The sequence below is a fragment of the Cellulosimicrobium sp. AB352 genome (genome assembly GCF_049538415.1).
GTDB lineage: Bacteria > Actinomycetota > Actinomycetes > Actinomycetales > Cellulomonadaceae > Cellulosimicrobium > Cellulosimicrobium funkei.
In genome coordinates this window covers 1-20,093 of the sequence record NZ_JBMVFX010000001.1, presented here as the reverse complement: position 1 = coordinate 20,093, position 20,093 = coordinate 1, and the positions used below count along the sequence as shown (strand labels likewise).

Genomic DNA, 20,093 nt, shown 5'->3' with positions numbered 1-20,093 from the left:
GCCCGGCACAGGCCCGGACGATCGGGGCGGCGGGCGGAACGCGTCAGAGCTCGGACTGCGCCACGCGGCGCACGCGCGCCTTGTGCCCGCTGAGGAGCGTGTCGAACGGGGCCTCGCCGAGCTCGTCGTGCGGGGTGAAGAGCCACTCGAGGATCTCGGCGTCGTCGAAGCCGGCGTCGGTGAGGACGACGATCGTGCCCTGCAGGCTCGACAGGACACCCACGCGGCCGCTCTCGTCCGGGCGGCCGGCGTTCGCCGGGTCGACCAGGTGCAGCGGAACGAGGAAGCGCGCCGGGACCTGGAACGTCGTGCGCTCGCCGCGCTTCACGCCCACGACGCGCCGCTCCTGCACGAGACGGCGCACCTTGCCGACGTCGGTGCCGAGCGCCTCGGCGACGTCGGGGAGGGTCAGCCACTCGCCGACGAGGTCGTCGAGCGTGGGGCGGGGGCTGGTGTCGCGATCGGTCACCGGGCAAGCCTACGGCGTGCCTCCACACGACACCCACGCCGTGCGCGCCGCGCTCACCGGATCGTGACACCCGGCCACCTAGACTCTCCCCGTGGCCACCGTGACGACCGATCCCCTCGTCGGCCGCCTGGTCGACGGGCGGTACGAGGTCGTCTCGCGCATCGCGCGAGGCGGCATGGCGACGGTGTACCTCGCGGTCGACCGTCGGCTCGAGCGCGAGGTCGCGCTCAAGGTCATGCACCCCCACCTCGCCGAGGGCGCGTCCGGCGCCGACTTCGTCTCCCGCTTCCGCCGTGAGGCGCGCGCCGCGGCCCGCCTCACCCACCCGGGCCTCGTCGCCGTGTACGACCAAGGCCTCGACGGCGACACCAGCTACCTGACGATGGAGTACGTGGCGGGGTCGAACCTGCGCCGCACCATGCTCACCGAGCGCACCCTGACGCTGGGTCGCACGCTCGACGCGCTCGACCACGTGCTCGACGCGCTCGCCGCCGCCCACCGCGCAGGGCTCGTGCACCGCGACATCAAGCCCGAGAACGTCCTGCTCGACACCGAGGGCCGGCTCAAGGTCACCGACTTCGGTCTCGCCCGCGCCGTGAACGAGGTGACCGCGACGACGACGGGCACGATCCTCGGGACCGTCGCCTACCTCTCCCCCGAGCTCATCGCGACCGGCACGTGCGACGCCCGCACCGACGTCTACGCGGCGGGCATCCTCGCGTACGAGATGCTGCTCGGCACCGTCCCGCACACCGGCACGACGCCGATCCAGGTCGCGTTCCAGCACGTGAACAACGACGTGCCGCCGCCGTCGGACGTCGCCCCGTGGATCCCGCCCGAGGTCGACGACCTGCTGTGCGCGCTCGCCGCGCGCGACCCCGCCGACCGCCCGGCCGACGCCGGCGCCGCGCTCGCGCTCGTGCGCTCGACCCGCGCGGCGCTCGACCCGGCCGACCTCGAGCGGCGCGTCGACCCGCCCGCCGGGGGGTCCGCCGTCGTGCCGCCCCCGCCGGGTCCGGGCCCGCGGACCGAGCCCGACGACCCGTCCGCCGCCGCGACCGCGTCCCTCGCGGCGCTCAGCCTGCGCGACCGCGAGGCCGCGGGCCTCACCGAGCCGCTCGCCGTCGGGCACGTCGTCGCGCCGACCACGCGGCCCGGCCCGCCGCCCCCTGCTGCCCCGACCCCGGCGCGGCGACGCGGTCACGGCCGCGTGGTCGTCTGGTCGCTCGTCGTGCTCCTCGTCCTCGCGGGCGTCGGCGGCGGCGCCGCGTGGTGGTTCTCGTCCGGGCCGGGCGCCTACACCCAGGTCCCGGACGGCCTCGTCGAGGCGGCGCGCCCGGAGGCCGTCGCGATCCTCGACGACGCGGGCCTCTCCCACACGGTCGAGGAGCGCTACGACGACGCCGTGCCCGAGGGCGCCGTGGTGGCGACCGACCCGGCGTCCGGCGAGGACGTGCGCAAGGACGGCAGCGTGCGGCTCGTCGTGTCGAAGGGCGTGCGGATGCTCACGGTGCCGACCGGCCTCGTGGGCGCGACGCAGGAGGAGGCGACCGCCGCCATCGAGGGCGCCGACCTGACGCTGGGCGACCCCGTCGCCACGCCGCACGACGAGGTGCCGTCGGGCCAGGTCATGGCCGTGAAGGACCCCGACGGCAACGTCATCGAGGAGGGCGCCACGATCCGGCACGACGTGCCGGTGGTGCTCACCGTCTCGTCCGGGCCGGCGCCCGTCGTCGTGCCGCAGGTCACGGGCTCCGCGAAGGACGCCGCGGTCGCCGCGCTCGAGGAGCAGGGCCTCGTCCCCGCCGTCACCGAGGAGTACTCCGAGACCGTCGGCGCAGGGCTCGTGATCCGCCAGGACCCCGAGCAGGGCTCCGACGCCCACCGGAAGGACACCGTGAACGTCGTAGTGTCGCTCGGACCCCCGCTCGTCGAGGTCCCGAACGTGAGCACCCGCAACGTCGCCGACGCCGAGAAGGCCCTGAAGGACGCAGGCTTCCAGGTGGAGATCCGCTACCCGCAGGGCATCCACCCGCTCAACATCGTCTACGCCCAGGACCCTCCGGGCGGCGACGGGCGCACCGCGCCCAAGGGCTCGACGATCGTCCTCAACGTCTTCTGACCTCCCGCGCCGCGCAGACGGCCGTGGCCCGCCCCGACCACGGGACGGGCCACAGCCCTGTGCTCGACGGGAGACGCCGTCTCCCCCGCGCCCTCAGCCGCGCAGCATCTCCGCGACCTGGAAGGCCATCTCCAGCGACTGCTGGTGGTTGAGGCGCGGGTCGACGAGCGTCTCGTAGCGCAGGGCGAGCCCCGCGTCGTCGATCTCCTCGCTCCCGCCCAGCACCTCGGTCACGTCGTCGCCCGTGAGCTCGACGTGCAGCCCGCCCGGCACGGTCCCCGCGGCGCGGTGCACCTCGAAGAAGCCGCGCACCTCGTCGAGGACGTCGTCGAACCGGCGCGTCTTGTAGCCGCTCGCGGACGTGATGGTGTTGCCGTGCATGGGGTCCGTGACCCACGTGACGGGCACGCCCGCGCGCGCGACGGCCTCGACGAGCGGCGGGAGCGCGTCGCGCACGTTGCCCGCGCCCATGCGCGTGACGAAGGTCAGGCGGCCCTCGACGTCGTCGGGGTTGAGACGGCGGGCGAGCTCCAGCGCGACGTCGGGCGTCGTCGTCGGGCCGAGCTTGACCCCGATCGGGTTCGCGACGCGCGAGAGGAAGTCGACGTGCGCGCCGTCGAGCTGGCGCGTGCGCTCCCCGATCCACAGGAAGTGGGCGGAGGTGTCGTACGCGTCCCCCGTGCGCGCGTCGCGGCGCGTGAGCGCGCGCTCGTAGTCGAGCACGAGCGCCTCGTGGCTGACGAAGAACTCGACGGTGCGCAGCGCGTCGAAGTCGGCGCCGCACGCGTCCATGAAGCGGATCGCGCGGTCGATCTCGGACGCCGTCCGCTCGTACCGCGCGTAGGCCGGGTTGCGCATGAAGCCGCGGTTCCACTCGTGGACCTGGCGCAGGTCCGCGAAGCCGCCGGTCGTGAACGCGCGCACGACGTTCCACGTCGCCGCGGAGATCTGGTACGCCTGGACGAGGCGCTCCGGGTCGGGCATCCGCGCCTCGGGCGTGAAGGCGTGGCCGTTGATCATGTCGCCCCGGTACGCGGGCAGGGTCACGCCGTCGCGCGTCTCCGAGTCGGAGCTGCGCGGCTTGGCGTACTGCCCGGCCATGCGGCCCATCTTCACGACGGGCATGCTCGCGCCGTGCGTGAGGATGACCGCCATCTGCAGGATGGTGCGGATCTTGTTGCGGATCCGGTCGGCGTTCGCCTCGGCGAACGTCTCGGCGCAGTCGCCCCCCTGCAGGAGGAACGCCTCGCCCCGCCCGGCCGCGGCCAGGCGGGAGCGCAGCGTGTCGGCAGCCGCCGGCACCACGAGCGGCGCGGAGGCCGCCAGCCGGTCACGGACGGCGTCGAGCGCCGCCTCGTCCGGCCACGTCGGCTGCTGGAGCGCGACGAGCGTGCGGAAGTGGTCGAGCCCGGAGTCGGTCCCCGGCTCGCTCGTGGTGGTCATACGGCGTCCCCTGACGAGGTTCCTGGTGCGGTGGTGCCGGTCAGTGGGCTGCGGGCGCCGCGGGCACGAGCGGCTGGCCGATGCCCTCGAGGAGCTCGCCGAACCACTGCTGCGACACGTCGAACGCCTTGCCGCCGGCGATGCGCGGGAACTCGATGGCGCGCAGGCGGTCGCCGTTCTCCTCGTCGTGGCCGATGACGCCCGACTCGCCGCGCAGCGCGCACTCGACCGCGAGGTCGGTCATCGACTTGATGAGGCGCAGGTCCTCGGCGTTCGCGGCGGCCGCGCGCGAGAAGTAGCCGGACTTCTGGACCATGACCTTCTCGGCGCCCAGCTTCTCGGCGAACTGCTTGGCGAACCACTGGCCGGGGTTGACCGTGTCGAGCTTGACGTGGCCGAACGGGTCGCGCTGGACCTCCTCGCCCGCCGCCTCGAGCTGCGCCACGATCTCGTGCATGCCGGCGCCCTCGGACAGGAAGATGTTGACGTTGCCCTGCTCGTCCATGATCGCCTTGAGGCGCTCGGCCTCGGCGTCGATGTCGAGCGCGAGCTCCGGCAGGAAGACCGCGTGGACGTCCCAGCGCTCGCGCGTCAGGCCGAGGGCCGGGGCCCACTCCTGCGCGTCGAGCCACTTGCGGTACTCGGCGGCGGACGCCGCGGTGAGCCAGCCGCAGTGCCGACCCATGACCTCGTGCACGATGAGCATGCGCGGGCCCGAGCGGTGCTCGCCGATGACGTTGGCGGCGAAGCCCGCGGCCTCCTCGGCGGCGGTCCACGCACCGAGCGACTGACGGATCGGGATCACGTCGTTGTCGATCGTCTTCGGCAGGCCCACGACCGTGAGCTCGTAGCCGTTCTCGTGGAGGTACGCGGCGAGGTCGGCCGCGGTCGTGTTCGTGTCGTCGCCGCCGATCGTGTGCAGCACGTCGACGCCGTCCGCCTTGAGCTGCTCCGCGGCGACCTGCAGCGGGTCCTGGCCCTCCTGGACGAGGCCGCGCTTGACGCAGTCGGCCGCGTTGGTGAGCTTGACGCGCGAGTTGCCGATCGGCGAGCCGCCGAAGCGGTGCAGGATCCCCGCCTGCTTGCGCCCCTCGGAGTCCACGACGATCTTCGTGCCGGTCAGCAGGCCGTGGTAGCCGTACTGGTAGGCGATGATCTCGATCTCCGGGTCGAGCTCCGTGTACCGCTCGATGAGACCCCCGACCGCGGAGGACAGGCACGGGGCGAAACCGCCCGCGGTGAGGAGGGCGACGCGACGAACCGACATGTGAACTCAGAACCTCTCGTAGGACGGATCCTGGCCGGACGGACGCGGTCCGGCGGGGTGGCGGCGACGGGGCTCGGGCCCTGCACGGGCCCGGCGCGACCGGCCGTCGCTCAGTCTACTGACGCCGCGCCGGGCTCCGGCGGCGGTTCCGGGACCTGGACGTCCGGGGCGGGACGCCCGCCGGGGGCTCCGCCCGCCACCTCGGACTCGGTGTGGCCGGCCGCGAGGCGCGCCTTGGCCGTGGCCGCGTAGATGTCGACGTACTCCTGGCCGGACAGCCGCATGATCGCGTACTGGATCTCGTCGGCGACGGCGCGCAGGATGAAGCGGTCGTTCTCCATGCCGCGGTAGCGCGAGAAGTCGAGGGGCTCGCCGATGACGACCCCGATGCGCATCGGCGTGGGGATGACCTTGCCGATCGGCTGCGCGATGTTCGTCCCGACCATCGCGACCGGGACCACCGGGGCGCCCGACTCGAGCGCGAGGCGCGCGACGCCCGTCTTGCCGCGGTACAGCCGTCCGTCCGGGCTGCGCGTGCCCTCCGGGTAGATGCCGAACAGGTCGCCCTCGCGCAGGACGCGCAGGCCCGTCTCGAGCGCGGCCTCGCTCGCCTTGCCGCCCGCGCGGTCCACGGGGATCGTCCCGACGCCGCGCATGAAGCCCGCGGTCAGGCGGCCTTTGACGCCCGTGCCCGTGAAGTAGTCGGACTTGCCGAGGAACTGGACCTTGCGGTCGAGGACGAGCGGCAGGATGAACGAGTCGATCACCGCGAGGTGGTTGCTCGCGAGGATGGCACCGCCCTCGTCCGGCACGTGCTCGACGCCCCGCGTCCAGGGACGGTACAGGAGCCGCAGGATCGGGCCGACCATCACCTGCTTCATGAACCAGTAGAACAACGTTCCTCCTCGCGGGGTCCCGGCGCGGGACGTGCATCCGACTCTAGAGTGATTCCCATGGCCGCACCGAACGCCCAGCCGGACTCCCCGCAGCCCGACGACGTCCCCGACCCCACGCCCGACGACGCGGCGCCGGGTGCGGACCACCCTGCCGCCGACGACGGGGAGGCGACGGCGCCGCGCGACGAGTCGCCCGAGCCCGCGCTCGACGTCGACGCCCGGTGGGCCGGCATCGTGGCCGAGCTCGCGGACCTGTCCGAGCTCGACCGGTCCGAGCCGGGCGCCCGGCCAGGCGACGACCCCCGGGCCGCGCAGGACCCGACGGCCGGAGCGCCCGAGGGCTCCCCGCGCAGCGGCCGCGACGTGCTCGGGTCCGTGCCCGTGGCGCCCTGGGTGCGCCCGACGGGGCCGCGGGACTGGCCCACGACGCCCGAGGTCGAGGACCTCGAGGAGGCCGAGAGCCACTTCGTGCCGCCGGACCCGCCGCTCGTCCTCGGGCGCGACCCGCTCCTGACGATGGCGTGGGCGCTCGTCGTCGGCGTGCCGATCCTGCTGCTCGTCGTGCTGGTCGTGGCACGCCCGTACCCCGTGCTCGTCGCGCAGGTGGGCGGCGGCGTCTTCCTCGTGGGGCTCGCGATCCTGCTCTGGCGCATGCCGCACCGGCGGGACGACGACGACCGGGGGCCGGGCGCCGTCGTCTGACGCCCGCGCCTCCCCCGCACCGCGCCCGCGCCGCCCGTCAGCGGCGCGCGAGGTCCGCGGCGCCGACGATGCCCGCCTCGTTGCCGTGCTCGGCGAGCTCGATCCGCGCCTCCGGGCGGTGCCCGCGCGCCGAGAGCTGGTCGGCGAACGCGCGCCGCACCGGCTGGAGCAGGAGGTCGCCCGCCGCGCCGACGCCGCCGCCGATGACGATGAGCTCGGGGTCGAGCAGCGCCGTGACCGACGCCGCGCCCTCGCCGATCCAGCGGCCGAGGTTCGCGAGCAGCTCGACCGCGAGGTCGTCGCCCTCCTGCGCGGCCTGCGTGATCTGGGGGCCGTTGAGCTTGTCCGGGTCTCCGCCACAGATCTCGAGCAGGCGCGTCGCGCGGTCCGGCTGGGCGATGAGGGCGTTCTGCCCGTCGCGCACGAGGGCGCGCCCGGACGCGTACTGCTCCCAGCAGCCCTCGTGGCCGCAGCCGCAGTAGTGCCCGCCGGGGACGACGCGCATGTGGCCGACCTCCGCCGCGACGCCCCACTTGCCGCGCACGAGCTCGCGGTCGACGACGATCGCGCCCCCGAGCCCCGTGCCGACCGTGAGCATGAGCATGTCGGTCGCGTCGCGCGCGACGCCGAACTGGAACTCCGCCCAGCCCGCCGCGTTCGCGTCGTTCTCCACGACGATCGGGACGTCGACGTCGCCGATGAGCTCGCGCACGTTGCGCGCCAGCGGGTACTCGCGCCACGCGATGTTCGGCGCGAAGAGCACCGAGGTGCGGTCCGGGCTGACGAAGCCGGCCGCCGCGAGGCCCATCGCGCCGACCTCGTGGTCGGCGGTGAGCTCGGCATAGACGTCGGCGATGGCGCGGTCGATGCTCGCGACGTCGTCGGGCTCGGTGTCGCGGCGCGTCTGGACGAGGATCTCGCCCTTCTCGTCGACGACCCCGGCCGCGATCTTCGTCCCGCCGATGTCCACCCCGATGGCGTGCATGTCCCGTCCTCTACTCGCTCGGTTCCGCTGACTGCAAGGTCTCGCTGCGGGTGCTCGCCCGCTCACGGACCACGCACGACGACGGGGCCTCGACCCCGCGCCACGGGTCGGGCCACCGGAACTCCGCGCCCGCGCGAAACGTTGCGCAAGCAGCGCACAGCACCTGAAGCCTACCGACAACGGCAGGTCTCGGGCACACGCCGCCACTGGGTAGGGTTCTCCCACCGTCGACTACTGCCACTGGAGCCAGAATGGACGAGATCAGCGCCCCACGGATCGTCGAAGTCGATCCCTCGAAGAACCTCAACGACCTCCTCGCGAGCCGCGTCGCGGCCGACCCGGCCGCGCCGATGGTCGAGCGCCGCACGGGTGCCGACGGTGCGTGGCAGGCGCTCAGCGCGCGCGAGTTCGACGCCGAGGTCGTCGCCGTCGCGAAGGGGCTCGTCGCCCGCGGCATCCAGCCGGGCGACCACGTGGGCATCATGTCGCGCACGCGCTACGAGTGGACGCTGCTCGACTGGGCGACGTGGGCGGCGGGTGCCGTGCCCGTGCCGCTCTACGAGACGTCGAGCCCGGAGCAGGTGCAGTGGATCCTCTCGGACGCGGACGTGCGCCTGCTCGTCGTGGAGACCGAGGCGCACGCGGCGACGGTCGAGGAGGTGCGCGACCAGGCCCCGGCCCTGCAGGACGTGCTGGCGATCGACGCGGGCGCGATCGCCACGCTCACGGCCGACGGCGCCGGCGTGGACGACGCCGAGATCGTGCGCCGACGCGGCCTGGCCGACCTCGCGGACGTCGCGACGATCATCTACACGTCCGGCACGACCGGCCGCCCCAAGGGCGCGGAGCTCACGCACCAGAACTTCTACTCCCTCACGGTCAACGCCGTGGCCGCCGTGCCCGAGGTCTTCGGGGAGCCGGGCGGCCGCACGCTGCTGTTCATGCCGCTCGCCCACGTGTTCGCGCGGTTCATCGGCGTGCTCGTCGTGGCCGGCGGCACGGTGCTGGGCCACACGCCGGACACCAAGACGCTGCTCGAGGACCTCGGCACGTTCAAGCCGACGTACATCCTCTCGGTGCCGCGCGTCTTCGAGAAGGTCTACAACTCCTCGGAGCAGAAGGCGGCCGCGGGCGGCAAGCTGAAGATCTTCCACTGGGCCGCCGCGACCGCGATCGCGTACTCGCGCGCGCTCGACGAGCCGTCGGGGCCGGGCATCGGGCTGCGCCTGCAGCACAAGGTCGCGGACGCGCTCGTCTTCAAGAAGCTCCGGCACGCGCTCGGCGGTCGCGCGAAGTACGCCGTCTCCGGCGGCGCGCCGCTCGGCGAGCGCCTCGGCCACTTCTACCGCGGCATCGGCGTGCGGATCCTCGAGGGCTACGGCCTCACCGAGTCGACGGCGCCGACGAGCGTCAACCGCCCGGGGAACACGAAGATCGGGACCGTCGGCGAGCAGCTCCCCGGCTGCGGCGCCCGGATCGCCGAGGACGGCGAGATCCTCCTGCGCGGGGACCACATCTTCCGCGGCTACCACAACAACGAGCAGGCGACCGCGGACGCGTTCGTCGACGGCTGGTTCCGCACCGGCGACCTCGGCTCGCTCGACGAAGACGGCTTCCTGCGCATCACCGGGCGCAAGAAGGAGATCATCGTCACCGCGGGCGGCAAGAACGTCGCGCCCGCCGTCCTCGAGGACCGGATCCGCGCGCACGCGCTCGTCTCGCAGTGCGTCGTCGTGGGCGACCAGAAGCCGTTCATCGGCGCCCTGGTGACGCTCGACCCGGAGGGCCTGCCCGGCTGGGCGAGCATGCACGGCAAGGAGCCGCTGACCGTCGAGCAGGCGGCCAAGGACCCGGACGTCCTCGCCGCCCTCGACGCCGCGGTCACGCGCGCGAACCAGGCGGTCTCCCGCGCCGAGTCGATCCGCAAGTTCACGGTCCTCACGACGGACTTCACGGTCGAGAACGGCTACCTCACGCCGTCGCTCAAGGTGAAGCGCAGCGAGGTGCTCAAGGACTTCGCGGTCGACGTCGAGGCGATCTACGTGGACGGGCCCGCACCCGTCCGCTGACACGGCCCGGGGCCCTCGTCCCCGCGCACCACGGCCCTCCCCGGCAGCATGCCGGGGAGGGCCGCGTCGTCAGCGGCGGGCGAGCCGCGCCAGGAGCGCGTGGGCCGGGACGCACGCCGCGCCCATCGCCTGCACGTCGTCGGCGACGGCGCGGTCGCTCGTCACGACGACGACCGGGCGCCCGGGCGGCTCGGCGGCGACCAGGCGCCGGATGAGGTCGTCCGCGATCTCCCCCGACGAGAACAGCACGCGCACGCCGCGCGGGGCGTGCACCGGCCGGGGGCCGCCGTCGGCGCCGTCGAAGCACACGGTGACCTCCGTGCCGGCGGCGGCCACGCGGAGCAGGCCGGCGAGGAGCCGGTCGCGCTGGTCCGCGAGCGACAGCTCGCCGTAGCCCGTCTTCGTCACGTTGTAGCCGTCGACGACCAGGTGCGTCCGCGGGACCGACAGCAGGTCGTCCACGAGCGCCGGGTCGTCCGCCGCGCGGCCGCGCGAGCCCGGCCGGGGACGCACCACGTCCGGCAGCCCGGCCGCGACGTCGTCCGCCGGGGTCGTGGTCGACGGGCCGAGCGCGAGCTCGCGCCGGAGCCCCGCCGCCGCGTCGACCACCGTGTCCAGCAGGAGCCGCGCCCGGGCCGTCGCGAGGTCGGCCGACGACGTCCGCGCCCGGCGTGCCTCGTCCCGCTCCGCGCGCGCCCGGGCCAGCTCCACGGCGGCCGCGCGACGTTCCTCGCGCGCGTCCCGCAGCGCGACCTCGGCGGCGTCCCGCTCCCCCTGCGCCGCCCGCTCGGCGGCCCGCGCCTCGGCCCGCGCCCGGTCCGCGTCCGCGCGCAGCCGCCGCTCGGTCCGGCGTACCACGGCGAGCTCGGCCGTCGCGGCCTCCGCGCGCGCGTCGGCGTCGCGGGCACGCGCCTGGAGCTCCTCGACCTGGCGGGCGAGCCGGTCGCGCTCGACGCGGAGGCGGGCCGCGTCGTCCCGGGCCGACCGGTCCGCCCGGAGGGTGTCGTCGAGCGAGCGAGCCCGCTCCACCTCCGTCTGCCAGCCGTCGGGCCGCAGGAGGAAGGCACCCGCCGCCTGCTCGCGCACCTGCGCCGGGGACAGGCCGTCCGGGGGCGCGGCGTCGGGCTCCGGCTCGCTGTCGTGCTCGCGGGACCAGGCCGCGGCGACCGCGTGCCGGAACCCCGCGTCGTCGACCAGGGCCCGCCACAGGGGCGCCGCGCCGGCTGTCGCCCGCCGCCGGGGCGCGAAGGCCCGCACCCGCTGGAGCGCGACCGGGACCAGGGCCGTGTCGAGCGCTCCGAGCGCGTCCGCCGCGGCGGCCACGAGGAGGCTGCGGACCGACGGCGGCACGTCCGGCTCCGCGGGCAGGGCGTCCTCCGGTCCGTCGGCCACCATGTGCCGCGCCTCCTCCGCACCTCGTCCGCGGGTCACCACGGGCGCTTCGTCCGTGATCGTCCTGATTCTCTCGGTCCCACCCTATGCCGCCCGGGGACGCGCGCCCCGGCTCCCGGCCTTCGTGTCGGCGGGCGACCGACGGACCTCGCGGCGGCGGTGTCGGTGGCCCTCGCTAGCCTCGCCGCCATGTCGTCCGGACCCGCCCTCGCCGCACCCCGCGCCGGGTCCGCACCGCAGGGCGTCCCCGTCCAGCCCACGCTCGAGGACCTCGGCACGCCGCTGCACGAGGTGACGTTCGTCGTCGTCGACCTCGAGACGACCGGCGGCTCCCCCGCGGGCGCCGGGATCACGGAGATCGGCGCGGTGAAGGTGCGCGGCGGCGAGGTGCTCGGCGAGTTCCAGACGCTCGTCGACCCCGGGGTGCCCGTCCCCGCCTTCGTCGCCCGGCTCACCGGCATCACGTCGTCCATGGTCGCCACCGCGCCCCGCATCGAGGCCGTGCTGCCCAGCTTCCTCGAGTTCGCGCGCGGCGCCGTGCTCGTCGCGCACAACGCCCCGTTCGACATCTCGTTCCTCAAGGCCGCGTGCCGCTCCGCGGGCTACGACTGGCCCGGGAACCAGGTGCTCGACACCGTGCCCCTCGCCCGGCGGGTCGTCACGCGCGACGAGGCGCCGAACCACAAGCTCGCGACGCTCGCGGCCCTCTTCCGCGCCACCGTCACGCCGGACCACCGCGCGCTCGCCGACGCACGCGCCACCGTCGACGTGCTGCACGCGCTCCTCGGCCGCCTCGGCCCGCTCGGCGTGACGCACCTGGAGGACCTCGCCGGGGCGACGGACCCCGTGCCGCAGGACGTGCGCCGCAAGCGCCACCTCGCCGACGGCCTGCCGGACGCGCCCGGCGTCTACCTCTTCCGCGGCCCCGGCGACGAGGTGCTGTACGTCGGCACGTCGACGTCGATCCGGCGCCGCGTGCGGTCGTACTTCACGCGCTCGGAGAAGCGCGGGCGCATCACCGAGATGGTGCGCATCGCGCACGCCGTCACGCCCGTCGTGTGCGCGACGCCGCTCGAGGCGCAGGTCCGCGAGCTGCGCCTCATCGCCGAGCACGCGCCGCGGTACAACCGCCGGTCGCGGCACCCGGAGCGCATGACGTGGGTCCGGCTCACCGACGAGGCGTACCCGCGCCTCTCGCTGGTCCGCGACGTCCGTGCACCGGCGGCACACATCGGCCCGTTCGCCTCGCGGCACCAGGCCCAGGCCGCCGTGGACGCCCTGCACGACGCCTTCGCGCTGCGCCAGTGCACCCGGCGTCTCCCCGTCGTCGCCTCGCCCGGCGCGACGGCGTGCGTGCTCGCCGAGATGGGCCGCTGCTCCGCCCCGTGCACGACGACCGAGCGCGACGCGGGCTACGGCGACGTCGCGGCGGGCGCACGCGAGGCCTTCGAGGGCGACCCGTCGCGCGTGGTCGCCGAGCTCGGGCGCCGCATCGTGGCGCTCTCGCGCGACGAGCGCTTCGAGCAGGCCGGCGAGCTCACCCAGCGCCTGCGCGCCTTCCTCACGGGCGCGGCGCGTGCGCAGCGGCTCGCCCCGCTCGCCGCGTGCGCCGAGCTCGTCGCCGCGCGCCCGACGGACGCCGGTGGGTGGGAGGTCGTCGTCGTGCGGCACGCGCGGCTCGCCGCGACCGGTGTCAGCGCCCCGGGCACCGACCCGTGGCCGCTCGTGCACGCGCTCGTCGCGACGGGCGAGACGGTGGCACCACCCGTGCCGCCGGCCCCCGCGAGCCATCCGCACGAGGCCGAGATCCTGCTGTCGTGGCTCCAGGAACCCGGGGTGCGGATCGTCGACGTCACGGGTCCCTGGGCGTGCCCGGTCCGCTCGGCCGGGTCGCACGTGGACCTCGCGGCCACGGCCCGCCACGTCGCGCGCCACGCGGACGCCGACGGCGTCGACCTGGCCCACGCGTCGGCCGGGCCGACCGTAGAGTGGTCGCCTGACGACGACCCGTCCCCGGAGGAACCATGCTCACCGCCATCGTCCTGATCGACACCGACCCCGCACGCATCCCCGAGGTGGCGTCGGAGGTCGCGGACCTGCGCGGCGTCAGCGAGGTCTACTCGGTGACGGGCAAGGCGGACCTCGTCGCGATGGTGCGGGTCCAGGAGCACGACCAGCTCGCCGACGTCATCGCGGACCGCATCAGCAAGGTCCAGGGCGTCGTGCGCACCGAGACGTTCATCGCGTTCCGCGCCTACTCGAACGTCGACCTCGAGCAGGCGTTCGCCCTCGGCCTCGACGACTGACCGGCGGTCAGTCGCGCGCCGGCTGACCGGCGGTCAGTCGCGCGCCGCGGCCTCCGCCCAGCGGGCGAGCGCCGAGCGCGCGCCGCCGGAGTCGACGCTGCGCGCCGCGACGTCGTAGGCCGCGCGCAGCCGCTCGACGAGCGAACCCTCCGCGGTACCGGGCAGCGTGCCGTCGGCGACGAGGCCAGCGGCCGCGTTGAGCAGCACGGTCTCGCGCACCGCGCCCGGCTCGCCCGCGAGGAACCGCCGCGCGACGTCGGCGTTGTGCGCCGCGTTCCCGCCCCGCAGGTCCTCGACGGTGACGGGCGTCAGCGCGAGGTCGGCGACGGGGTCGAGGCGGTGCTCCGTCACGGCGCCGTCGCGCACCTCCCACACCGTGGCGCCGCCGGTCGCCGCGAGCTCGTCGAGGCCGTCGTCGCCGCGGAACACGAGCGCCGACGTGCCGCGCCCGGCGAGCACGCCGGCGATGAGCGGCGCCATCCGGGCGTCGGCCACGCCGATCGCGGCCGCGCGCGGCTGCGCGGGGTTCGTCAGGGGGCCGAGCACGTTGAACGCCGTCGGGATGCCGAGCTCCTTGCGCGCGACGCCCGCGTGCCGCATCGACGGGTGGAACACCATGGCGAAGCAGAAGGTGATCCCCGCCTCCTGCACGATGCGCGCCACGCGGTCGGGACCGTGGTCGAGCCGGATCCCGAGCTCCTCGAGCACGTCTGCGGCCCCGGACGACGACGTCGCGGCGCGGTTGCCGTGCTTGACGACGCGCACGCCCGCGCCCGCGATGACGAGCGACGCCATCGTCGAGATGTTCACGGTGTGGGCGCGGTCGCCGCCCGTGCCGACGATGTCCACGGCGGGCCCGTCCACGGAGAAGCGGCTCGCGTGCGCGAGCATCGCGTCGGCGAGACCGGTGAGCTCGGCGACCGTCTCGCCCTTCGCGCGCAGCGCGACGAGGAAGCTCGCGAGCCTCACGGGCGAGACCTCGCCCGACATGACCTGGTCCATGGCCCACGCGGTGCGCTCGGCGTCGAGGTCGTTCCCCGCGACGAGCTCGGTGAGCAGACCGGGCCAGGTGAGCCCCGCACCCGTCGAGTCGCTCGTGGTCGAGGCGGCAGGGTGCGGGGTGGCGGTCACGGGTGGCCCTTCGGCTGGTCGGTCTCCTGGTCGGCTACCGCGTGCCGGAGGCGCGCAGCAGGTCGGCGACGGCGCGCTGGAGGGCGACCGCGTCGAACGGCCGGGGCACCGCGTCGTCGGCGAGCGACCACGATGCTAGCCAACCGTCCTGCGGCCTGCCGGTGAGGACCAGGACCGGCGGGCAGGCATAGATCTCGTTCTTGAGCTGGCGGCACAGACCCATGCCCCCGGCCTTGTCGGCCTCGCCGTCCAGGACCAGCAGGTCCCACCCGCCGGCGTCCGCCGACGCCACGACCGCCGCCGGGGTGGCCACCTCGTGCCACTCGATCTCCGGCTGCCCCGCGCCCAGCCGCCGCCCGACGGCGAGCAGCACCTGCTCGCGCACGGTCACGTCGTCGCTGTAGAGCAGGATGCGCGGCGCGCGCGGGGTCACGTCCGTGTCCCCGTGCGTCGTCGTCACGGTCGTCGTCATCGTCGTCACCGTCGCCTTCGTCGTTCCCTCGGGTGGGCCCGGGAGCGCGCGGCGCCGCGTGTGCGAACGCACGTCCCGACTGGCATCTTGGCACGTCGGAGCGCTCCGCAGCACCCCTGCGGCGGGACGCGCGCCGACCGGCGGCGGACCGGGGACCAAGGGCCCTGGCCCGCGCCCCGGACGCCCGGGTTTCATGGCACTCGGACGGTTTCCGTCACCAAGTGCAGGTCTCCGTGGGAAGTTCTGGAGACATTGTGAGATTCACCGCCTCCGGGCTGCCGTCTGCGTGCCGCGAAGCTGAGGTTCGTCGGCCATAATGGCTCCTGTGTCGACCGCAACGGCTGCCCCCCACGCCCATCAGCACGTGAGCGTCAACCGACCGAACCCCGTCTCGGTCGGGACGATCGTGTGGCTGGCCAGCGAGCTCATGTTCTTCGCCGGCCTCTTCGCCATGTACTTCACGGTCCGCGCCGTGATGCCCGCCGACGAGTGGGCCCTCGAGGCGGACAAGCTCAACCTGACCTTCGCGGCGATCAACACGACCGTCCTGGTGCTGTCGTCGGTGACGTGCCAGATGGGCGTGTGGGCCGCCGAGCGCTTCCAGCCCGTCCGCACCGGCTCGATCCTCCAGGTGAACCGCTGGGGGATGAACGAGTGGATGACGCTGACGTTCCTCATGGGCGCGTTCTTCATCGGTGGTCAGATCTTCGAGTACGCCGAGCTCGTCGAGCACGGCGTGTCGATCTCCTCCACGCCCTACGGCTCCGTCTTCTACATCACGACCGGGTTCCACGGCCTCCACGTCGTCGGCGGCCTGATCGCCTTCCTGTTCCTTCTCGGCCGCTCGTTCTCGGCCAAGAACTTCGGGCACCACGAGGCCACGACGGCCATCGTGACGTCCTACTACTGGCACTTCGTAGACGTCGTGTGGATCGCGCTCTTCTTCGTGATCTACATCTTGCGCTGACGTCGCGCCCGGGGTCCGCCCCGGACCGCCCACCCGCCCCCTGCTCCCCCACCTGCGAGACGAGGATCATTTCGTGAAGGCACTCGCCGCCCGCAGACACCACCGCTTCGCGCCGGTCGTGCTGCTGCTGCTGGCGCTGCTGGTCACCGGTGGCGTCTACGCCGCCTTTGCCCCGACTTCGGCCAACGCCGAGACCGCCAGCACCGAGGACATCGAGACCGGCCAGAAGCTGTTCCAGGCCAACTGCGCCACGTGCCACGGGCCGAACGCCGAGGGCACGGCCACCGCGCCCTCGCTCGTCGGTGTCGGCGCCGCGTCGGTCGACTTCCAGGTGTCCACCGGCCGCATGCCCATGCAGATGGACGGTCCGCAGGCCATCCAGAAGCCGCGCCAGTTCGACGAGGAGCAGACGGCGCAGCTCGCCGCCTACGTCGCGTCGCTCGGCGCGGGCCCCGCGATCCCCACGGACGAGCAGGTCGACGCAGCGCTGGGCGACCCGGCCAACGGTGCCGCGGTCTTCCGCACCAACTGCGCGATGTGCCACAACGCGATCGGTGCGGGCGGCGCCCTCTCCGAGGGCAAGTTCGCTCCCCCGCTGTGGGACACCTCGGAGCGCAACATCTACCAGGCGATGCTCACCGGCCCGCAGTCGATGCCGGTCTTCAACGACGCCACCGTGACGCCCGAGGAGAAGCGGGACGTCATCGCGTTCCTCGCCGAGCAGCGCGACGGCTCTGCCGGCGGCCTGTCGCTCGGGTCGCTCGGTCCGGTCAGCGAGGGCCTGTGGGCATGGATCGTCGGAATGGGCCTCCTCATCGGGGCCGCAGTGTGGATCGGAGCGAAGTCCTCGTGAGCGACTACCAGAGCCCCCGCTCGTCCGAGTCCTCGCACCGCGAGGTCGGGCACCGCGAGGAGCACGGCACCCTCGACACGTTCCCGGACCCCGGTCTGCCGGAGCACAAGAGCCGCATGGCCGACCGCGACCCGAAGGCGTCGAAGCGCGCCGAGCGTCAGGTCGCCGCCCTCTTCGGGATCTCCGTCATCGGCACCATCGCGGCCCTCGTCGTCTACTTCGTGATCCCGCCGGACGGGACCACGGCGGGCGTCCGCCTCTCGACGGTGGCGCTCGGCGTCGCCATCGCGTTCGCCCTGCTCGGCATCGGCTTCGGCGCGGTGCACTGGGCCAAGGTCCTCATGTCCGACCACGAGAAGGTGGACGAGCGCCACCCCATCGCGAGCGACCCCGAGACGCGCACCGCCGCGCTCGCCGAGCTCGACGCGGGCGTCAAGGACTCGGGCATCGCCCGCCGCGGCGTGCTCAAGGGCGCGGTCATCTCCGCCCTCGCGCTCTTCCCGCTCACCATCGCGGTCCCGCTCGTCGGGAGCGTCGGTGGCGACTGGAACGTCTCCAAGTTCAAGCACACCCTCTGGCAGCGGGGCACGCGCCTCGCGATCGATCCCTCGGGCCGGCCCATCAAGGCCGCCGACGTCACCATCGGCTCGGTGGTCCACGTCATCCCCGAGGCCTCGCAGGAGGAGATGCAGTCCCACGAGTGGATCACGGAGAAGGCCAAGGCCGTCGTCCTCCTGGTCCGTCTCGACCCGCGCGACATCGTGTCCGAGCAGTCCCCCGCCGGGGAGAGCTGGTCGTACGACGGCATCGTCGCGTTCTCCAAGATCTGCACGCACGTCGGCTGCCCCGTCGCTCTCTACGAGCAGCAGACGCACCACCTGCTGTGCCCGTGCCACCAGTCGACGTTCGACGTGGCCGACAGCGCCAAGGTGGTCTTCGGCCCCGCGAAGCGGCCCCTGCCGCAGCTGCCGATCACCGTTGATGACGAGGGCTACCTGGTTGCGCAGAGCGACTTCCACGAGCCCATCGGCCCGAGCTTCTGGGAGCGTCTGAAGTGACCACCAGCACCGGAACCGCCGCACCTCGGGCGGCCGCACCGAAGTCAGCCGCGCCGACGACCCCCGCCGGGAAGGCCGCGGACTACCTCGACCAGCGCACCGGCATCGGTGTCGCCGTCAAGGAGTTCGCGCGCAAGGTCTTCCCCGACCACTGGTCGTTCCTCCTGGGCGAGATCGCGCTCTACTCGTTCGTCGTCCTGATCCTCACCGGCATCTTCCTGACGATGTTCTTCGTCCCGAGCATGTCCCTGGTGACCTACCACGGCGAGCCCGCCTCCATGGACGGCGTGCTCATGTCCGACGCGTTCGCGTCGACGCTGCACATGTCGTTCGAGGTCCGCGGCGGTCTGCTCATGCGGCAGATCCACCACTGGGCCGCGCTGATCTTCATGGCGTCGATCGTCACGCACATGATGCGCGTGTTCTTCACGGGCGCGTTCCGCAAGCCCCGCGAGGTCAACTGGCTCGTCGGCATGCTGCTCATGATCATGGGCCTCGCCGCCGGCTTCTCCGGCTACTCGCTGCCCGACGACGTCCTGTCGGGCAACGGCCTGCGCATCACCGACGGCGTCGTCAAGGCGATCCCGCTCATCGGCTCGTACATGTCGTACTTCATCTTCGGCGGCGAGTTCCCGGGCGAGCACATCATCCCGAGACTGTTCACGGTCCACATCCTCCTGGTGCCGGGCCTGATCCTCGCGCTGGTCGCGCTCCACCTGTTCTTCGTCGTGCTCCACAAGCACACGCAGTACCCGGGTGGCGGCCGCACGGACACCAACGTGGTCGGCTTCCCGCTGTTCCCCGTGTACGTCGCGAAGGCCGGCGGCTTCTTCTTCGTCGTGTTCGGCATCCTCGCCCTCATGGGCGGCACGATGGCGATCAACAACGTCTGGAACTACGGCCCCTACGATCCGTCACCGGTCTCCGCGGGAGCACAGCCCGACTGGTACATGCTGTTCCTCGAAGGGTCCTTGCGACTCATGCCGGGGCAGACGGAGTTCGTCATCGGCGGGTACACGCTGTCGCTGAACGTCCTCATCCCCGCGGTCGTCGTGCCGGGCCTGCTGTTCACGTTCCTCTTCGTCTACCCGTTCCTCGAGTCCGCGGTGACGAAGGACAAGCGCGAGCACCACGTCCTCGACCGCCCGCGCAACGTGCCGGTTCGCACCGGCCTGGGCGTCGCGTTCCTCACGGCGTTCATCATCCTGGCGCTCGCCGGGTCGAACGACCTCATCGCGACGCACTTCCACATGTCGATCAACACGATCACCTGGGCCTTCCGGATCCTGATCTTCGTGGGCCCCTGGTTCGCGTTCTGGGTCACCAAGCGCATCTGCCTCGGGCTGCAGCGCAAGGACCGCGAGCTCGTGCTGCACGGCCACGAGACCGGCCGGATCGTCCGGTTCGCGCACGGCGAGTACATCGAGGTCCACCGCCCGCTCGACGAGCAGGAGCGCTGGCTGCGGGTCAACTACTCCGCCCACGCCCCGCTCGAGATCGAGCCGGCGACGGACTCACGCGGCGTGCGTCGCAAGGGCTACAAGAAGGACAAGCGTCTCCAGCGCCTGTCGCGGTTCTTCTACGAGGACCGCATCGAGCCCGTGACGCCGGCCGAGCTCGCCGCCGCCCACTCGCACGGTGAGCACGACGCCCTCGAGAGCACGAGCCACGAGCAGATCGAGGCCGGGACCGCCCCCGTCGGCGGCGGTCGGGACCTCGTGGAGCCGGAGAAGGGCGCCGACGAGCGCTGACCTCCGCGTTCCTGCACAGTAGGACGATGACCCGCGACCAACCCCCTCTTCCAGGCGGGCAGGTCGCGGGTCATCGTCGTCTCTGCCCCCGGGGCGCGGCAGCGCCCGCTTAAGGCGGCAGGGACACCGTCAGTTCACTGCCCAGGGACCGTCGGACCACCTCCGGCGGTCCGTACCAGGAGGTACATCCGGATGCCCGCTTACACCCTG

Annotated in this window: 17 protein-coding genes; 9 read left to right on the top strand and 8 right to left on the bottom strand. The window is 73.4% G+C overall.

Annotated elements, in window-relative coordinates; translation table 11 throughout:
- Window positions 1-43: 43 nt before the first annotated feature.
- Complete coding sequence (locus ACPCUX_RS00085) at window positions 44-469, bottom strand: Rv2175c family DNA-binding protein (protein WP_034655478.1); 426 nt, start codon at window positions 467-469, stop codon at window positions 44-46.
- Window positions 470-560: 91 nt separating this feature from the next.
- Here ACPCUX_RS00085 and pknB point away from each other — a divergent pair, with 91 nt between their 5' ends.
- Window positions 561-2,591: a Stk1 family PASTA domain-containing Ser/Thr kinase gene (pknB, locus tag ACPCUX_RS00080; RefSeq protein ID WP_423387928.1), complete on the top strand. Its 2,031-nt coding sequence runs from the start codon at window positions 561-563 to the stop codon at window positions 2,589-2,591.
- Between the two features lie 93 nt (window positions 2,592-2,684).
- Here the strand turns inward: pknB and ACPCUX_RS00075 are convergent, their stop codons facing one another.
- The 3 genes from ACPCUX_RS00075 to ACPCUX_RS00065 form a co-directional block, all read right to left on the bottom strand.
- Window positions 2,685-4,034, bottom strand: a complete 1,350-nt coding sequence (locus tag ACPCUX_RS00075) for a class II 3-deoxy-7-phosphoheptulonate synthase (protein WP_085387766.1) — start codon at window positions 4,032-4,034, stop codon at window positions 2,685-2,687.
- A gap of 40 nt (window positions 4,035-4,074) precedes the next feature.
- Window positions 4,075-5,301 (bottom strand): pyrophosphate--fructose-6-phosphate 1-phosphotransferase, encoded by a 1,227-nt coding sequence (locus tag ACPCUX_RS00070; protein WP_074807116.1) that lies wholly within the window; start codon window positions 5,299-5,301, stop codon window positions 4,075-4,077.
- Window positions 5,302-5,411: 110 nt separating this feature from the next.
- Window positions 5,412-6,197 carry a lysophospholipid acyltransferase family protein gene (locus ACPCUX_RS00065; protein ID WP_228075234.1) on the bottom strand — a complete coding sequence of 262 codons (786 nt, stop codon included), beginning with the start codon at window positions 6,195-6,197 and terminating at the stop codon, window positions 5,412-5,414.
- 57 nt (window positions 6,198-6,254) lie between these two features.
- On the opposite strand from ACPCUX_RS00065, the gene ACPCUX_RS00060 reads away from it, so the two are divergent.
- The gene (locus ACPCUX_RS00060) at window positions 6,255-6,899 is read left to right on the top strand and encodes a hypothetical protein (RefSeq protein ID WP_423387927.1); all 645 of its coding nucleotides are present in this window, start codon (window positions 6,255-6,257) and stop codon (window positions 6,897-6,899) included.
- 37 nt (window positions 6,900-6,936) lie between these two features.
- Here ACPCUX_RS00060 and ACPCUX_RS00055 read toward each other — a convergent pair whose 3' ends face one another.
- Window positions 6,937-7,884 carry an ROK family glucokinase gene (locus ACPCUX_RS00055; RefSeq protein ID WP_043658218.1) on the bottom strand — a complete coding sequence of 316 codons (948 nt, stop codon included), beginning with the start codon at window positions 7,882-7,884 and terminating at the stop codon, window positions 6,937-6,939.
- A 251-nt stretch (window positions 7,885-8,135) separates the two neighbouring features.
- Between ACPCUX_RS00055 and ACPCUX_RS00050 the strand changes: the two genes are divergently transcribed.
- On the top strand, window positions 8,136-9,953 hold the full coding sequence (locus ACPCUX_RS00050) for an AMP-dependent synthetase/ligase (protein ID WP_085387764.1): 1,818 nt from the start codon (window positions 8,136-8,138) through the stop codon (window positions 9,951-9,953).
- A 69-nt stretch (window positions 9,954-10,022) separates the two neighbouring features.
- Here the strand turns inward: ACPCUX_RS00050 and ACPCUX_RS00045 are convergent, their stop codons facing one another.
- Window positions 10,023-11,384 carry an NYN domain-containing protein gene (locus ACPCUX_RS00045; RefSeq protein ID WP_423387926.1) on the bottom strand — a complete coding sequence of 454 codons (1,362 nt, stop codon included), beginning with the start codon at window positions 11,382-11,384 and terminating at the stop codon, window positions 10,023-10,025.
- A gap of 150 nt (window positions 11,385-11,534) precedes the next feature.
- Between ACPCUX_RS00045 and ACPCUX_RS00040 the strand changes: the two genes are divergently transcribed.
- On the top strand, window positions 11,535-13,391 hold the full coding sequence (locus ACPCUX_RS00040; protein ID WP_423387925.1) for a DEDD exonuclease domain-containing protein: 1,857 nt from the start codon (window positions 11,535-11,537) through the stop codon (window positions 13,389-13,391).
- Window positions 13,370-13,651 carry an Lrp/AsnC family transcriptional regulator gene (locus tag ACPCUX_RS00035; protein WP_034654744.1) on the top strand — a complete coding sequence of 94 codons (282 nt, stop codon included), beginning with the start codon at window positions 13,370-13,372 and terminating at the stop codon, window positions 13,649-13,651. The genes ACPCUX_RS00040 and ACPCUX_RS00035 overlap by 22 nt, the downstream gene beginning before the upstream one ends.
- Before the next feature lie 33 nt (window positions 13,652-13,684).
- Here ACPCUX_RS00035 and trpD read toward each other — a convergent pair whose 3' ends face one another.
- Window positions 13,685-14,782, bottom strand: coding sequence for an anthranilate phosphoribosyltransferase (gene trpD / locus ACPCUX_RS00030; protein WP_409141621.1), 1,098 nt, complete (start codon window positions 14,780-14,782; stop codon window positions 13,685-13,687).
- A gap of 34 nt (window positions 14,783-14,816) precedes the next feature.
- Window positions 14,817-15,254, bottom strand: a complete 438-nt coding sequence (locus tag ACPCUX_RS00025) for a response regulator transcription factor (RefSeq protein ID WP_021481151.1) — start codon at window positions 15,252-15,254, stop codon at window positions 14,817-14,819.
- 316 nt (window positions 15,255-15,570) lie between these two features.
- Here ACPCUX_RS00025 and ACPCUX_RS00020 point away from each other — a divergent pair, with 316 nt between their 5' ends.
- The 4 genes from ACPCUX_RS00020 to ACPCUX_RS00005 all read left to right on the top strand — a co-directional run bounded on the left by ACPCUX_RS00020 (window position 15,571) and on the right by ACPCUX_RS00005 (window position 19,883).
- Window positions 15,571-16,221 carry a cytochrome c oxidase subunit 3 gene (locus tag ACPCUX_RS00020; protein ID WP_081600224.1) on the top strand — a complete coding sequence of 217 codons (651 nt, stop codon included), beginning with the start codon at window positions 15,571-15,573 and terminating at the stop codon, window positions 16,219-16,221.
- A gap of 73 nt (window positions 16,222-16,294) precedes the next feature.
- On the top strand, window positions 16,295-17,074 hold the full coding sequence (locus ACPCUX_RS00015; RefSeq protein ID WP_021481149.1) for a c-type cytochrome: 780 nt from the start codon (window positions 16,295-16,297) through the stop codon (window positions 17,072-17,074).
- The gene (locus tag ACPCUX_RS00010; protein WP_251176215.1) at window positions 17,071-18,132 is read left to right on the top strand and encodes a ubiquinol-cytochrome c reductase iron-sulfur subunit; all 1,062 of its coding nucleotides are present in this window, start codon (window positions 17,071-17,073) and stop codon (window positions 18,130-18,132) included. The genes ACPCUX_RS00015 and ACPCUX_RS00010 overlap by 4 nt, the downstream gene beginning before the upstream one ends.
- Window positions 18,129-19,883: a cytochrome b gene (locus ACPCUX_RS00005; protein WP_021481147.1), complete on the top strand. Its 1,755-nt coding sequence runs from the start codon at window positions 18,129-18,131 to the stop codon at window positions 19,881-19,883. Before ACPCUX_RS00010 ends, ACPCUX_RS00005 begins: the two co-directional genes overlap by 4 nt.
- The last annotated feature ends 210 nt before the right edge of the window (window positions 19,884-20,093 follow it).

Excerpts from the sequence above, each read along its gene's own strand:
- ACPCUX_RS00075 (WP_085387766.1), bottom strand. The coding sequence starts at position 4,034 with ATGACCACCACGAGCGAGCCGGGGACCGACTCCGGGCTCGACCACTTC.
- ACPCUX_RS00070 (WP_074807116.1), bottom strand. The coding sequence starts at position 5,301 with ATGTCGGTTCGTCGCGTCGCCCTCCTCACCGCGGGCGGTTTCGCCCCG.
- ACPCUX_RS00060 (WP_423387927.1), top strand. The coding sequence starts at position 6,255 with ATGGCCGCACCGAACGCCCAGCCGGACTCCCCGCAGCCCGACGACGTC.
- ACPCUX_RS00055 (WP_043658218.1), bottom strand. The coding sequence starts at position 7,884 with ATGCACGCCATCGGGGTGGACATCGGCGGGACGAAGATCGCGGCCGGG.
- ACPCUX_RS00050 (WP_085387764.1), top strand. The coding sequence starts at position 8,136 with ATGGACGAGATCAGCGCCCCACGGATCGTCGAAGTCGATCCCTCGAAG.
- ACPCUX_RS00040 (WP_423387925.1), top strand. The coding sequence starts at position 11,535 with ATGTCGTCCGGACCCGCCCTCGCCGCACCCCGCGCCGGGTCCGCACCG.
- ACPCUX_RS00035 (WP_034654744.1), top strand. The coding sequence starts at position 13,370 with ATGCTCACCGCCATCGTCCTGATCGACACCGACCCCGCACGCATCCCC.
- ACPCUX_RS00025 (WP_021481151.1), bottom strand. The coding sequence starts at position 15,254 with ATGACGACGACCGTGACGACGACGCACGGGGACACGGACGTGACCCCG.
- ACPCUX_RS00020 (WP_081600224.1), top strand. The coding sequence starts at position 15,571 with ATGGCTCCTGTGTCGACCGCAACGGCTGCCCCCCACGCCCATCAGCAC.